This is a genomic window from Nonomuraea polychroma (genome assembly GCF_004011505.1).
Classification (GTDB): Bacteria; Actinomycetota; Actinomycetes; order Streptosporangiales; family Streptosporangiaceae; genus Nonomuraea; species Nonomuraea polychroma.
In genome coordinates, this window is record NZ_SAUN01000001.1 from 735,139 (window position 1) to 748,631 (window position 13,493).

The 13,493-nt window shown below is 69.4% G+C and carries 11 protein-coding genes; 6 read left to right on the plus strand and 5 right to left on the minus strand.

Features of this window, described 5'->3' with window-relative positions; all coding sequences use genetic code 11:
- Positions 1 to 71: 71 nt before the first annotated feature.
- Entirely contained in the window at positions 72 to 752 is a 681-nt protein-coding gene (locus tag EDD27_RS03255) for an adenylate kinase family protein (RefSeq protein WP_127931000.1), read from the plus strand.
- 14 nt (positions 753 to 766) lie between these two features.
- On the opposite strand, the gene EDD27_RS03260 is transcribed toward EDD27_RS03255, so the two are convergent.
- The gene (locus EDD27_RS03260) at positions 767 to 1,510 is read right to left on the minus strand and encodes a class I SAM-dependent methyltransferase (RefSeq protein WP_127931001.1); all 744 of its coding nucleotides are present in this window, start codon (positions 1,508 to 1,510) and stop codon (positions 767 to 769) included.
- A 171-nt stretch (positions 1,511 to 1,681) separates the two neighbouring features.
- Here EDD27_RS03260 and EDD27_RS03265 point away from each other — a divergent pair, with 171 nt between their 5' ends.
- The gene (locus EDD27_RS03265; RefSeq protein WP_164903453.1) at positions 1,682 to 2,815 is read left to right on the plus strand and encodes a CARDB domain-containing protein; all 1,134 of its coding nucleotides are present in this window, start codon (positions 1,682 to 1,684) and stop codon (positions 2,813 to 2,815) included.
- Here EDD27_RS03265 and EDD27_RS03270 read toward each other — a convergent pair.
- Entirely contained in the window at positions 2,798 to 3,256 is a 459-nt protein-coding gene (locus tag EDD27_RS03270; protein WP_127931003.1) for an Lrp/AsnC family transcriptional regulator, read from the minus strand. The genes EDD27_RS03265 and EDD27_RS03270 overlap by 18 nt on opposite strands.
- 159 nt (positions 3,257 to 3,415) lie before the next feature.
- On the opposite strand from EDD27_RS03270, the gene EDD27_RS03275 reads away from it, so the two are divergent.
- The 4 genes from EDD27_RS03275 to EDD27_RS03295 all read left to right on the plus strand — a co-directional run bounded on the left by EDD27_RS03275 (position 3,416) and on the right by EDD27_RS03295 (position 10,789).
- Positions 3,416 to 6,808 (plus strand): indolepyruvate ferredoxin oxidoreductase family protein, encoded by a 3,393-nt coding sequence (locus EDD27_RS03275; protein WP_206641209.1) that lies wholly within the window; start codon positions 3,416 to 3,418, stop codon positions 6,806 to 6,808.
- Positions 6,805 to 7,944: an acyl-CoA dehydrogenase family protein gene (locus tag EDD27_RS03280; RefSeq protein WP_127931005.1), complete on the plus strand. Its 1,140-nt coding sequence runs from the start codon at positions 6,805 to 6,807 to the stop codon at positions 7,942 to 7,944. The genes EDD27_RS03275 and EDD27_RS03280 overlap by 4 nt, the downstream gene beginning before the upstream one ends.
- Positions 7,945 to 8,361: 417 nt before the next feature.
- The gene (locus tag EDD27_RS53875) at positions 8,362 to 8,775 is read left to right on the plus strand and encodes a hypothetical protein (protein ID WP_164903454.1); all 414 of its coding nucleotides are present in this window, start codon (positions 8,362 to 8,364) and stop codon (positions 8,773 to 8,775) included.
- A gap of 721 nt (positions 8,776 to 9,496) precedes the next feature.
- Positions 9,497 to 10,789: an MFS transporter gene (locus tag EDD27_RS03295; protein WP_206641210.1), complete on the plus strand. Its 1,293-nt coding sequence runs from the start codon at positions 9,497 to 9,499 to the stop codon at positions 10,787 to 10,789.
- 210 nt (positions 10,790 to 10,999) lie between these two features.
- Here the strand turns inward: EDD27_RS03295 and EDD27_RS03300 are convergent, their stop codons facing one another.
- From EDD27_RS03300 to EDD27_RS03310, 3 genes are read right to left on the minus strand one after another with little or no spacing between them, the layout of a single operon-like run.
- Positions 11,000 to 11,860 carry a TIGR03621 family F420-dependent LLM class oxidoreductase gene (locus tag EDD27_RS03300; protein ID WP_164903455.1) on the minus strand — a complete coding sequence of 287 codons (861 nt, stop codon included), beginning with the start codon at positions 11,858 to 11,860 and terminating at the stop codon, positions 11,000 to 11,002.
- Between the two features lie 58 nt (positions 11,861 to 11,918).
- Positions 11,919 to 12,815: a transketolase family protein gene (locus tag EDD27_RS03305; protein ID WP_127940466.1), complete on the minus strand. Its 897-nt coding sequence runs from the start codon at positions 12,813 to 12,815 to the stop codon at positions 11,919 to 11,921.
- Between the two features lie 11 nt (positions 12,816 to 12,826).
- Positions 12,827 to 13,471, minus strand: coding sequence for a thiamine pyrophosphate-dependent enzyme (locus tag EDD27_RS03310; protein WP_241564774.1), 645 nt, complete (start codon positions 13,469 to 13,471; stop codon positions 12,827 to 12,829).
- Positions 13,472 to 13,493: the final 22 nt, after the last annotated feature.

A 13,493-nucleotide genomic window follows, 5' to 3' on the forward strand; every position in this document is an offset into this window, starting at 1 on the left:
TTCTCAGGCACGCCGGGCAGATGGGAAGGTGACGATGCCCGGAGAATGACCTGACGCGAAAGCGAAGAGACATGCGGAAATATGTGATCATGGGCGTGCAGGGCAGCGGCAAGGGCACCCAGAGCAAGCTGCTCGCCGACGATCTCGACCTCGTGCACATCAGCGTCGGCGACATCTTCCGCTGGCACGTCAAGAACCACACCAAGATCGGCGCCCAGGTACGCCGCCTGGTCGCGGCGGGGGAGCTGGTGGGGGACGACCTGGTGGAGGACGTCGTCAGGGAACGCCTCCAGTTGCACGACTGGAACTACGGATTCGTCATCGACGGGTTTCCGCGCAACCGGCGGCAGACGGAGTTCTTCCTGGAGAGCTACGACATCGACGGGGTGATCCACCTCGACCTGCCCGACGAGGAGGTACGCCGGCGCGTCCTGGCCCGGCGGCTGTGCTCGCAGTGCGGCATGGACTACAACCTGATCGCGCACCGGCCGGAGGTCGAAGGGCGCTGCGACGTCTGCGGTGGGGAGCTGGTGAGCCGGGCGGACGACAGTCCGGACGCGCTGGCCCGGCGGCTGCGCGACTATCACAGCAAGATCGATCCGGTGATCGAGTTGTTCCGGCGCAAGGAATATGTGATGACGGTCGACGCGCGGGCCGACAAATACACCGTTCAGCAGAGCATTCGCGACCGTTTCAACCTGCCGCCGTTCGACCCGGCGCGGGGCGCCGATCCGGCGCAGGTGCAGGGCTGACCTGCCCTGCCCTGTCAGATGTCGCCGCCATCGGCAACCGAGTCGTCGCCGTGCTTGACGCATCTCATGACGAGGAACACGGGGTACCGGGCGGCGTCCGGCCGCGTCGCCGCCCAGTCCGGGGCGGGCTCGGGCTCGGCCATCTCGTCCAGCCAGAGGCCGTGGCGGCGGAAGGCGTTGACATACGTCGAGAGCGTGCGGTGGTTGGCGCCGACCTGGCGGCGCAGGGACGAGAGCTCGCCGTCGGCCCGCCACCAGCCCTCGCTGTAGTAGCTCCCGTCCGCCGGCCACGAACCCGACACACTCCGTCCGCCCGGGAAACACGGGTGCAGGGTCGAGCACACGAAGACACCCCCGGGCGGGAGCACGCGGGCCGCCGCCGCTGTCGCGCCTTCGAGGTCGTCGATGTCGGACAGGCCGAAGCTGCAGACGACCGCGTCGAAGGGGCCGGACACGTCAGGGAGGCCGGGGCCGGCCACGTCGGCGTGGACATAACGGATGCCGAGCGGGGAGTCGTGTTCGGCGGCACGTGCCTTCTCGATCAGGGCTGAGGAGATGTCGACGCCCAGGACGCCGGCGCCCCGGCGGGCGAGCGCACGGCTGATCCGGCCGTGGCCGCAGGCGATCTCCAGGACCTGTCGGCCCGCGATCGGCTCCAGCAGGGCGAGCAGGCGGACTGCGGCGGGGTCGTCGACGTCGTCGGCCCAGCCTGCCGCGTAGAAGTCGGCGACGTCGTCGTAGCGGGCGGCATGCGTCATGCCCCGACCCTAAGCGGCCGATCACGCCGCGCAGAGCGTTGTTCGTCGAGCGCGGAACACCACGGATCCGTCCCCCACGGCAAAGGCTTGGTCATCGCAACGCATGGTTCTGGTGTGATCGCCTGTCCCCGTGCCCGCGTAAGAGCAGGATCGGTCCCGGGTCGAGCGGGTATGGGGGACGAAATGGCCATGCCGGGGATCGTGGCGGCCGTCGCGCTCGCGGCGTTGAGCGGTGGCGGCTGGAGCAGCCAGCCTACGGAGGCCGTCCCCCTATCCGGCGGCGCGCCCGAGCTCCGGATCGCCCATACGGTCACCCCGAACACGCCGATCATCGGTGAGGGGGCCGTTTACGCCGTGAGCGTCACCAATGCGGGCGGCCAGGACGCCGAGGACGTGACGATCAGCGGCACCCTCCACCCCGGCATGGGCCCAGATCACCTCCCGGACGGCTGCTCGCTCGCCGAGCAGACCGTCACCTGCGGCGGACCGGGCCTGACCGTCCCGCCGGGGCAGAGCGTGGCCTACGAGATCCCCGTCACGATCGACCCGGCGCTCCTGGACGGCACGGACCTCACCACCCGCGCCCACGTGACCGCCTCCAACGCGCCGGCCGACACGACCGAGCTGACCAGCCGGGCCCGGACGATGGCCGACGTGAAAGTCGTGACGACCGGCCCGTCCAGCGTGGACGAGGGCGCCGGCATCACGTACAGGGTCAGAGTCCGCAACAACGGCCCCTCCAGGGCGGCCGACGTCACCGTGCGGGGCTCCATCGACGGCGATCGGATCAGGCTCACGGGCCGCTCGCCCGAGTGCCCGGCCGAGACGTGTTCGCTCGGCACGCTGGCCCCCGGTGAGAGCAGGACGCTGGCCTTCACCGCCGCCTCCGCCGGCACGGGCGAGATCGGCACCTGCGCCACCGCCCGCACGGCCAGCCGCGACGGGAACACCGCGAACAACCGCTCCTGTACGTCCACCGCCGTCGAGCCGGTCCCGACCCCGACCCCGAGTCCGCCTCCCACCCCCACACCCTCCGTCACGGAGACGCCGACCCCGCCACGCGCCGAGCCCAAGCATGCCGGCGACCTCCGCGAGGAGCCGCGCGCCGAGGGCCCCAGCCGGCCATCCGAGCCGTCTACGCCCGGCCCGGCTCCCGCCGGCGACAAGGCGGCACACGACCACGAGAGCCTTCCGATCGCCGGGGTGTCGTTGTGGCTGGTCGGCCTCGGCGCGCCGATGCTGCTCGCGGTCGGCCTGCTCGTCCGTCACTTCTCCCGCCGGGAGCGATCAGGAGGGAGTCCCTGACAGCGCCTCCCGGGTCCACGACCCGAGCACCAGCAATGTCTTCGTGCCGGTCACGTCCCCGGCCCGGCGCAGCCGGTCGATCACCTGCTGGAGATGGCTGAGATCCCGCACGCGTACGTGGATCAGCGCGTCCGGATCTCCGGCGATCGTGAACACCGCCTGCACCTCCGGCACCTCCGTCGCGGTGCGGACGATCTCGCTGACCGGTGTCGTGCCGGGATAGCGCAGCTCGGTGAACGCCTCGATGCCCCACCCGAGCCTGGCGTAGTCGATCTGCACGGTGAACCCCTTGATCACGCCGATCTCGCGCAGCCGGTCCACCCGCCGCTTGACCGCGGCCACCGACAACCCGACCAGCTCGGCCATCTCCGAGAACGTCCTGCGCCCGTCCTCCCGCAGCAGCCGCAGCACGTGGTGATCGATCTCGTCCACGACAGGCATGCCAGAACCCCTTCCTCGGGCGCAAAGAACATCAGTCTTGTGGCCAGAACCCTCATATTGTTTGCGTCTTTGGGGCACCTTCTCATCTAATACTTGCGAATGTCCTGCCCGCGTTGCTGTGCTGGGAATCATCACGTACGAAGCCAGGAGGAGGTACGCGTGAGCGCGAGCGCGACTCCCGCCCCCGTGTCGCTCGACGACAAGTACACGGCACCCGACGGCAGGGTGCTGATTTCCGGCATCCAAGCCCTGGTCCGGCTGACGCTGGAGCAGCGCCGGCTGGACCGCGAACGCGGGCTGGACACGCGGGTGTTCGTCACCGGCTATCAGGGGTCGCCCTTGGGGGGCGTGGACCTGGAGATGGGACGGGCGGCACGGTTCCTGGACGAGGCGGGCGTGGTGTTCCGGCCCGGGCTGAACGAGGAGCTCGCCGCCACGTCCGTGGCCGGCACCCAGCTGCTCGCCCAGGTGCCGGGCCGCCGCCACGAGGGCGTGACCGGCTTCTGGTACGGCAAGAACCCGGGCCTGGACCGGGCCGCCGACGCGATCAGGCACGCGAACGTGGCCGGCACCGCGCCGCGCGGCGGCGCCGTGGCCTGGATCGGCGACGACCCGGGCTGCAAGTCCTCCACGCTGCCCAGCTCGTGCGAGCCCATGTGCCAGAGCCTGTCCATGCCGCTGCTGGCGCCCGGCTCCGTCGCGGAGATCATCGAGTTCGGGCTGCACGCGGTCGCCCTGTCCCGAGCCACCGGCCTGTGGGCGGGGCTGAAGATCGTCGCCGACATCGCGGACGCGTCCGCCACCGTGGACCTCGGCCCGCTGCGGGCGAACATCCCGATGCCCCCGGACGGCCAGAGCAAAGCGGCCCCCATCCTGCTCGGCCCGGCCGCGCTCGACGCCGAGCACGACATGCTCACCCGCCGGCTCGACCTGGCCCGCGCGTACGCCCGCACGCACGGGCTCAACCGGGTGATGTACGGATCGGGCAACACCGCCCTCGGCATCCTGGCCTCGGGCACCACGTACGCGGTGGTCCTGCGGGCGCTGGCGGACCTCGGCCTGGACGAGGCGGCCATGGACGACCTGGGGCTGCGGCTGATCAGGCTGGCCATGCCGTTCCCCGCCGACGACGAGGAGCTGGCCGCCATGACGGCCGGCCTCGACCGGGTGCTGGTGGTCGAGGACAAGGTGCCGTTCCTGGAAGGGCAGGTGAAGCAGGCGCTGTACGGCCGCGAGCGGGTTCCGGTCGTCGTCGGCAGGGAGTTGCTCACCGCACGCGGCACCCTGGGCGCCGAGGACGTGGCCAAGGCCGTCGCCGCCTGCGTGGGAGCGGACCGGCTGCCGCGCCAGACCGTCACGGTCACCAGACGCAGCCGCGCGTTGCCGATCGTGGCGGCCCGTACCCCCTATTTCTGCTCCGGCTGCCCGCACAACACCTCCACCCGCACCGCTGACGGCACGCTGGTCGGCGTCGGCATCGGCTGCCACGCCATGATCGCGCTGGACGGGCACGGGCGCGGCACCCAGGTCGGCATCACGCAGATGGGTGGCGAGGGCGCCCAGTGGATCGGGCTGGCGCCGTTCACCGAAGATCGGCATTTCGTGCAGAACCTCGGCGACGGCACCTTCCACCACTCCGGCTCGCTCGCCATCAGGGCGGCCGTCGCAGCAGGGGTGTCCATGACGTACAAGCTGCTCTACAACGACGCCGTCGCCATGACCGGCGGCCAGCGCGCCGAGGGCCGCCTCGACGTGCCCGCGCTCACGCACGAGCTGGCCGTGGAGGGCGTGCGCCGCATCGTCATCACCACGCCTGAGCCCGAGACGTACCGGGGCGTGCGGCTGGCCTCGATCGCCTCCGTACGGCACCGCGACGACCTGGCCGCGGCCGAGCGGGAGCTGGCCGCGCTCGACGGCGTGACCGTGCTGATCCACGACGACCGGTGCGCGGCCGAGGAACGGCGCCTGCGCAAACGCGGCAAGCTACCCACACCGGTGGAGAAGGTCGTGGTGAACGAGCGGGTCTGCGAGGGCTGCGGCGACTGCGGCGAGGCGTCGACGTGCCTGTCGGTACAGCCGGTCGAGACCGAGTACGGCCGCAAGACCCACATCCACCAGCCTTCCTGCAACTCCGACCTGAGCTGCCTCAAGGGCGACTGCCCCTCGTTCCTGCTGGTCAAGCCGGGCACCAAGGCCGCGGTTCAGACGCCGGCCCTGCCGGTGGACCCGCCGGAGCCCACGGCCAGACCCGGCGAGGCGCTGATCAGGATGCCCGGCATCGGTGGCACCGGCGTCGTCACCGTCTCCCAGATCCTGCAGATGGCCGCGCACCTCGATGGGCTGCACGCGGCCGGTCTCGAGCAGACCGGCCTGGCGCAGAAGGGCGGGCCCGTGGTCAGCGACGTGCGGATCTCGCCGCACCCGGTCGAAGGCTCGGTACGCGCCTCGCACGGCCGCGCCGACGTGCTGATCGGCTTCGACGTGCTGGGCGCGGCCTCCGACACCAACCTGGCGGTGGCCTCGACCGAGCACACGGCCGCCGTGCTGAACACCGCCGTCGTGCCCACCGCCGCCATGGTGACCGGCCGCATGCCCGTGCCGGGGCACGCCGCCGCGGTCGCCCGCGTGGAGTCCGTCACCAGGAGCGTCACGTGCCTGGACGCGCACGAGCTGGCCGAGGCGCTGTTCGGCGACCACATGCCGGCCAACCTGCTGCTGGTCGGCGCCGCGTACCAGGAGGGCCTGCTGCCGGTGTCGGCCGCGGCCATCGAGCAGGCGATCACCTTGAACCGGGCCGCCGTCGAGCAGAACCTCGCCGCCTTCCGCTGGGGCCGTGCCGCCGTGGCCGACCCCGAGGCCGTACGCCAGGTCGTCGTGCCGGCGACCGAGGAGCCGGCCGAGAAGCTCGACGAGGTCGTGGCCATCCGCGTCGCCGACCTGACCGGCTACCAGAACGCCGCCTACGCCTCCACGTACGCCGAGGACGTGCGCCGCGTCACCGATCTCGCGACCGAGCGCGCCGGCGAGGAGGCCGGCACGGAGATCGCCCTCGCCTACGCCCGCGGCCTGCACAAGCTCATGGCCTACAAGGACGAGTACGAGGTCGCCCGACTCCACCTCGACCCCGCCGAGCAGGCCAAGAGGGAGCGCGAGTTCGGGGCGGGCGCGGAGGTGTCGGTGCTGCTGCACCCGCCGGTGCTGCGCGCGATGGGCATGAAACGCAAGATCAAGCTGCGCCGCTCCGCGCCCGTGCTGTTCCGCGGGCTGCGGGCCGCCCGAGTCCTGCGCGGGACCGCGTTCGACGTGTTCGGCCGGGCCCGGGTGCGGCGCGTCGAGCGGGAACTCGTCGGCGAGTACCGCGACCTCGTGCGTGCCGCCCTGGCCCGGCTCACCCCCGCCACCGCCGGCGCCGTCGCGGAGATCGCGGGCCTGCCCGAGCTGATCCGGGGGTACGAGGACATCAAGCTCGCCCGCGTGGCCGAGTTCCGCGAGCGCGCCAGGACCGCGCTGGCGCGGCTGGAGGAGCCCGTTTCGAGCGTGGAGGGATCGTGACCGTCGACCGCCTGCTGCCCGACCAGGACGCCAAGGACCTCATCGACCTGACCCGCGAGATCGCCGACAAGGAGCTCGCGCGGCGGGTCGACGAGCACGAGCGCGCGGAGACGTACCCGGAGGGGCTGTTCGCGACGCTGGGCGAAGCGGGGCTGCTGGGGCTGCCGTACCCGGAGGAGTACGGGGGCGGCGGGCAGCCGTACGAGGTGTATCTGCAGGTCATCGAGGAGCTGGCGATGCGGTGGGCCGCCGTCGCGGTCGCCACCAGCGTGCACACGCTCGCCTGTTTCCCCGTCTTCGCCTACGGCACGGACGAGCAGCGGGCACGCTGGTTGCCCGACATGCTGGCCGGGCGCCTGATCGGCGGCTACAGCCTGTCGGAGCCGCAGGCCGGCTCCGACGCCGGGGCACTGACGTGCCGCGCCGAGTGGGTCGGGGACGGCTACCGGATCAGCGGCAACAAGGCCTGGATCACGCACGGTGGCATCGCCGACTTCTACGCTCTCTTCGCCCGTACGGGGGAAGGCTCGCGCGGCATCTCCTGCTTCCTGGCGCCGGGCGCGACCGACGGTCTGACCTTCGGACGGCCCGAGGAGAAAATGGGCCTGCACGCCGTCCCCACGACCAGTGCCCACTGGGACGGCGCCTTCCTGGAGCCCGCCCGCCTGATCGGCGAGGAGGGCCAGGGTCTCCAGATCGCCTTCAGCGCGCTGGACTCCGGCCGGCTCGGCATCGCGGCCTGCGCGACGGGCCTGGCCCAGGCCGCGCTCGACGAGGCGGTCGCGTACGCCAAGCAGCGGGAGACGTTCGGCAAGCGCATCATCGACCATCAGGGGCTCGGGTTCCTGCTGGCGGACATGGCGGCGGGGGTGGACAGCGCGCGGGCGACGTACCTGGACGCGGCCCGCCGCCGCGACGCCGGCCTTCCCTACAGCCGCCAGGCCAGCGTCGCGAAGCTGGTGGCGACGGACGTGGCGATGAAGGTGACGACGGACGCGGTGCAGGTGTTCGGCGGGTACGGGTACACGCGGGAGTTCCGGGTCGAGCGCTACATGCGCGAGGCCAAGATCATGCAGATCTTCGAGGGCACGAACCAGATCCAGCGGCTGGTCATCAGCCGTCATCTGGCCAAGTAGCCCCTGACATGCGGAAACCCCGCTTCCCTGTGGTGGGAGGCGGGGTTCTTTGTGTGGGGATCGGACTCTGGATGATCACTGTTCCGGTCCCTGTTCCGTGAGCGACCTCGCGTGGACGGAACAGGCGGTTGTGCGATGGCCTTGCGGGCGCGGTCGTGGGAGCCGGGCATCAGGTGGGCGTAGACGCGGAGGGTGAATCCGGGTTCGGCGTGGCCGAGATGCTCGGCGAGTTCGCTGACTGAGACGCCGCCGGCCAGCATGACGCTCGCGTAGTAGTGGCGGAGCTGGTGCAGCCCCTCCTTGCGGGAGGTGGTGTAGTCGCCTGCGCTGGCGGGAGTCCTTGTCCGGGAGCGGGATCACTCCCGCTTGGACGAGTGCGGGCTTCCATACGATCTCGCTGTGGGTTCGAGACCTGACATGGCGGTCGCCCGTCCAGCGGAAGAGCAGGTTGTGGGTGCGCGGCTTGCCATCCAGCTTCTCCCAGGGCAGGGAGCAGACCAGCGGGCGGTAGACCGAGACATGCCGCTTGACCGCCCCGGCCGCCCAGGCGGGCAGTGGGACGACGCGCTCCCGGTCGTTCTTCGGCAGGGCGTAGAGGTGATCGCTGCCCAGCTTCTTGATTTGTCGGTGTACTCGGAGGACACGTTCCTCGAAGTCGAAGTCCTCCAGGGCGAGGCCGAACAGCTCCCCCTGCCGCAGTCCGCAGGCGGCCCCAATGATAGGGAGCAGGCGGAACAGTTCAGGGTGGGCATCGATCGCCGCGCTGACTCTCTCGTCCGACCACGCGGTGATCTCTTCGGCAGCACGCTTGGGCACCTGGACTACCGGTGACTTGGCGGGGCTGCGCTTGATGACCTCGTCGGCGACGGCGAGGCTGAAGACGCACTGGAGGACGAGGAACGCGGTCTGGACGGTCGAGGTGCCGAAACGGCTGCTCAGGTCGCTGATCCACCTCGCCGAAGAGCACCTTGCCGGCGTTCGGGTCGATGTAGTCGCCACGGGCAATGTCGGCGCCCATGGCGGCGATCTTGCGCGCGGCCTCGGCCTCGGCCTCGGCCGTAGGCGGTCGAGCATTCCTTACCGTCGGGGTCCACCCAGACGGCGAGCCAGCGCTTGCCCTTGCCGTACCACGACGCAGTCGCCGCCGGGCTCGCCCTGCTACATAAACGGATGGTTCTCACAATCGCTAGGGACTGAGCGTTGCACGGGAATCCTGGCAGAGCCATCGACTGGACACACCCTTACTCTGGCGAGGGTCTTACCTGCGACATCATGCATATTTTCAATACATTTCGAGTACAGGGAGTAGTTATTTGGCGCCCGACTTATCCCCGCTCCTCCGAGTTGATTTCTTCGTTCCAGTCTGTGATTGTTGATGGCTGCGACTAATGCCGCCTGATGGCGCGAACGTGCGGGCCCATGGCACGGGCAGACGGGACTCAATGTACCGGCCGCAAGCCTTGACAAGGTATTGGAGTTCAATGAACGTTGCAGCGAATGTCGAAGGGGAACGGAACGTGGAGTTTCCGACGCGGTGAGGAGTCAGCCCGAGGTGACGACTGCGACGACACCCGCCGGATGGATTCGGCGCAGTATTCTGGCCCACCAGCAGTTCCGCGCTCTGTACATCGCCAACATCGTGAGTAAGTTCGGCACTCATGTCGGCTACGTCGCGCTGCCTGTGCTGGCCCAGGTTGTGCTGCACGCCGGCCCCGTTGAGGTCGGCGTGCTCGCCGCTCTCAGCACGGTCTCGTTCCTGCTGATCGGTTTGCCTGCTGGGGTGTGGGTGGACCGGACTCGTAAGCGCGGCGTCCTTATCGCCGCCGACCTGACCAGGGCCGCGCTGATCGCCTCGATCCCTGCGGCCTGGGCGCTCGGAGCGCTCACGCTCGTCCAGCTCTACGCGGTCGCGCTGCTCGCCGGCATGGCGACGGTGTTCTTCGACATCGCGCACCTCAGTTACCTTCCGCACATTGTGGGGCGCGACCGTCTCACCTCGGCCAATGCGAGCCTGAGTGGGCTGGACGAGGCCGCCAAGGTGTCGGGGCGAGGACTCGGCGGGTTCGTGGTGCAACTGCTCGGGCCGCCGCTCGCGGTCCTCGTGGACGCCGGGAGCTTCCTCTGGTCGGCGCTGTTCGTCCGGCGGATTCGCGTGCGGGAGCCGGCGCCTGAGGCAGCCGCCCGCGGACCGCTCTGGCGAGATGTGGGCATGGGCTTGCGCTACGTGCTCACCAACCCGGTGCTGCGCCCGCTGGTGATCAAGGGGGCTGTGGCGAACTTCGCCGAGCAGATCTGCCTAGTCTCGTTCCTGGTGCTGTTCGTCGCCGAACTGCGTCTCCCGACCGGGACTCTCGGCGTGCTGTTGTCCGCCAGCGGAGTCGGCGCGTTCTGCGGGGCGCTGGCCGCGCCGACGATCGGCCGTCGCCTCGGGCTCGGCCGCGGTATCTGGCTGGTCGGGATGTGCACAGCCCCCTTCGCGCTGCTGACGGGCCTGATGGAACGCGGCCCGCTGCTGTGGGTGGGCGCCGCCGGATGGGTGATCGCGACCGTGACCTTCGGCGTGGAGAACGTGCTCGCAGTGAGCCTGCGGCAGTCGGTCACCTCCGACGGGATGCTCGGCCGGATGAACGCCGGCTTCCGATTCCTGTTCATGGGGTCGTTGTCGGCGGGCTCCATCGCAGGTGGGCTGATCGGCGCTTATGCCGGAGTGCGGACGGCCATCTGGATCGGTTCATCTGTGCTGGCCGTCGGTTGGCTGATCGCGTTCTTCTCTCCGCTACGTCGGCTCCGCCACATCGATGAACTCACCGGCTCCGGCGGAGGACGCGTTGACCCGACCCGATGACCTGGGGCCGTATCGAGCAGTGCCTGGCGGATCTGTCGATGCTGCAGATGGTGGCGCTGGCTCTGGGGGGTCGTCCCGGTGCCCGTCATGCCGCCTGCCTGGCGTGCGCGGTGGGCAGTTCGACTCTGCACCATTGTCGTCAGCAGCCGTCAACGTGATCGTCCGAAAGGTGGGGGCCTGAGCCACTTCCGTATGGCCATGGACATTCGGTCAGGTGAGGAGTGGTAGGACGGTCGCGAATGTATCCAGCGCCGCCTCCTGGACGGTGAAGTAACTGAAGCCGAACTTCTTGTGGCGCGTGAGCACCTGCTGAGCGATCTCCTCGGGGCTGCCGATCAGGACGGCAGGCAATTCGTCGATCTGGTCCGGACTCATCGTCCCTTTCAGGAAGCGTGAGTAGTCTTCCAGTGCCGCCGGCCGATTGTCCGTCACCTGGGTACGCAGCACGATGATGTTGCGCCGCACGTCATCTCGACCGAGCCTGCCTAGTTCGGCATCGACCAGCGCGACTCGCTCGTTCACCTCCTCTGCGGTCAGATACGCCATTCCCCAGCCCTGCGGGTCGAACGCGGTGCCGGAGAACGACACGATGTCGGCGTGCCGGGCCGCCATCCGCAGCACCCGGTCACCACTGCCGCCGATGAGAAGAGGCGGCCTGTCGGTCCGGTGGTGGTACGCGCGACCCAGTTCGGCTACCGTCTCGGCAAGTCGGTCGACGCGCTTGGCCGCCGACTCGAACGGAATGCCTGTCTGGTCGAACTCACGCCTTGCCCAGCCGGCGCCGAGCCCTATTTCAAGTCGGCCGTCAGTGAGTTGGCCGCTCGTTACGACGTCCCTCACGAACAACACCGGGTTGTAGAAGGAGGCGTTGCTGACATAGGTGCCGACCCGGATGTTCGTCGTCGCTTCTGCGGCAAGGACGCACGCCGGTAAAGGCGCCGGCATGCTGAGGTGGTCGGGTACCGTAATCACGTGATAGCCGAGATCCTCGGCGCGCCGGCATTTGTCGGCCCAGGACGCTCTGTCCTCAAGTGTCGTCAGGCTCACGCCGAATCGCAGATCCGCTGTCATACCGTCCTGGCCTCTGTCGCGCGTTACTGTCGCGAATGCCGCTGCTTGTCCTCGCCATTTACTGTTCGTTGATGAAGAAGCTGATTGACCGGCGGAGCCCGGCGGCGTCCAGCCCGTGAGCGATCGCATGCTGAGCGGGAGTGCCGTAATACCGCAGTTCCTCCCTGGCGACGCCTAGCGGAAGAAGCCTGACCGGCTTGCCGCTCAGGCTGCGCAGGACTTCTGTGCTGGAGGTTCCTTCCAGCATCGGCTCGACGAGGACGACTCGGGGCACTGCCTGACCGGCGACCGACTGCCGGAGCGTGTCCCCGTCGAACGGCCGTACCGTTGCCGCGTACAGGACGTTGACGTCCAGGTCCGCGGTCGCCTCCAGCACCGCGTCGCACAGCGGCCCGACCGCTATGACCGTCGCCTGCGTCCCGGTACGCAGCATGGTGAGGCGGTCGTTGCCTGGCGTGGCGTACGGCTGCCTGTTGCTCTGGTTCGACAACCTGATGTAGATGAGGTCGTCGCGGGCGGCGGCGTCCCGGAGCATGACCTCGGCCTCGTCGGCGTGGCCGGGGACGTGGATGGTCCAGTCAGGCAGCGTGCTCAGGAGCGCGACATCGCCAGGCGACTGATGGGTACGCCCGCCGCTCGCGATGTCGTAAGACGCGCCCGCGCTCACGAGGACCGCCCCAACGCCCTGATGGTTCAGGTCGAGCTTGATCTGTTCGAAGGGGCGCTCGATCAGGAACGGGGCGAAGCTGTGCGCGATGGGACGCATTCCGACAAGCGATATCCCGCCCGTCATGCTGATCAGCAGCTGCTCGCGAATCCCGACATTGATGACCCTCGCCGGATGCCGTTTCCTGGCGTGGCTGAACATCTCGGTGCTCAGGTCGGCGGTGAGTACGGCCAGGTTGCCGTTCGTGTCCAGCAGCTCGCTGGTCACGTCGACGAAGCGCTGGCGCATCGTTCCAGCCATCAGGGACGAACCTCCCTGCTGCCGGCCGCGCCGACATCGGCGACGACGACTCTCGGCCGCCCTCTGTGCTCTTCACGGTAGGCGGCCTCCAATGCCTGGTGGTCACGGCCGTCCACTCTCGCGCAGGACCAGCCTTCGACCCGGAACCGCTCTTCCACGCCACCAGGCCAGCCCTGGGTCGCCGAGTGGTTGTCGATCAGGACGACGTGCAGCGCTTCGAGCCGAGCCCGCCCGGCGTAGGCGATGGCCTCCGCGTTGGATCCCTCATCGAGTTCCCCGTCACCGATGAGCACCCAGATGCGACCCGCTCGTCCGAGTGCCCGCAAACCCACCGCGGAGCCCACGGCCAGCGGGAGGCCGTGTCCCAGCGATCCGCTGGATATGTCGACGCCAGGAACCTTGATGCGGTCCGGATGATGGCCGAGCATCGAGTGAAAGGCGCCGAACCGATAGAGCTCGGCGGGATCGATGAGCCCCTTGACGGCCAGGATCGCGTAGTAGGCCATCGGCCCGTGTCCCTTGGACAGGTAGAAGCGGTCGCGCTCATTCCCCGCATGAAGGACCCGATCGTAGAGCACCCAGAGGGCATCCGTTGTGGACTCCGCAGCCGCGGCGTGCTTGGCGTCGCCCCGGACAATGGCCATCAGCTCGCGGACCCGCGCGATG

Bases quoted from the DNA above. Each gene is read 5' to 3' on its own strand.
- EDD27_RS03255 (WP_127931000.1), top strand. From the start codon at position 72: ATGCGGAAATATGTGATCATGGGCGTGCAGGGCAGCGGCAAGGGCACC.
- EDD27_RS03260 (WP_127931001.1), bottom strand. From the start codon at position 1,510: ATGACGCATGCCGCCCGCTACGACGACGTCGCCGACTTCTACGCGGCA.
- EDD27_RS03265 (WP_164903453.1), top strand. From the start codon at position 1,682: ATGGGGGACGAAATGGCCATGCCGGGGATCGTGGCGGCCGTCGCGCTC.
- EDD27_RS03270 (WP_127931003.1), bottom strand. From the start codon at position 3,256: ATGCCTGTCGTGGACGAGATCGATCACCACGTGCTGCGGCTGCTGCGG.
- EDD27_RS53875 (WP_164903454.1), top strand. From the start codon at position 8,362: ATGGCGGTCGCCCGTCCAGCGGAAGAGCAGGTTGTGGGTGCGCGGCTT.
- EDD27_RS03300 (WP_164903455.1), bottom strand. From the start codon at position 11,860: ATGACAGCGGATCTGCGATTCGGCGTGAGCCTGACGACACTTGAGGAC.
- EDD27_RS03305 (WP_127940466.1), bottom strand. From the start codon at position 12,815: ATGCGCCAGCGCTTCGTCGACGTGACCAGCGAGCTGCTGGACACGAAC.
- EDD27_RS03310 (WP_241564774.1), bottom strand. From the start codon at position 13,471: ATGGCCATTGTCCGGGGCGACGCCAAGCACGCCGCGGCTGCGGAGTCC.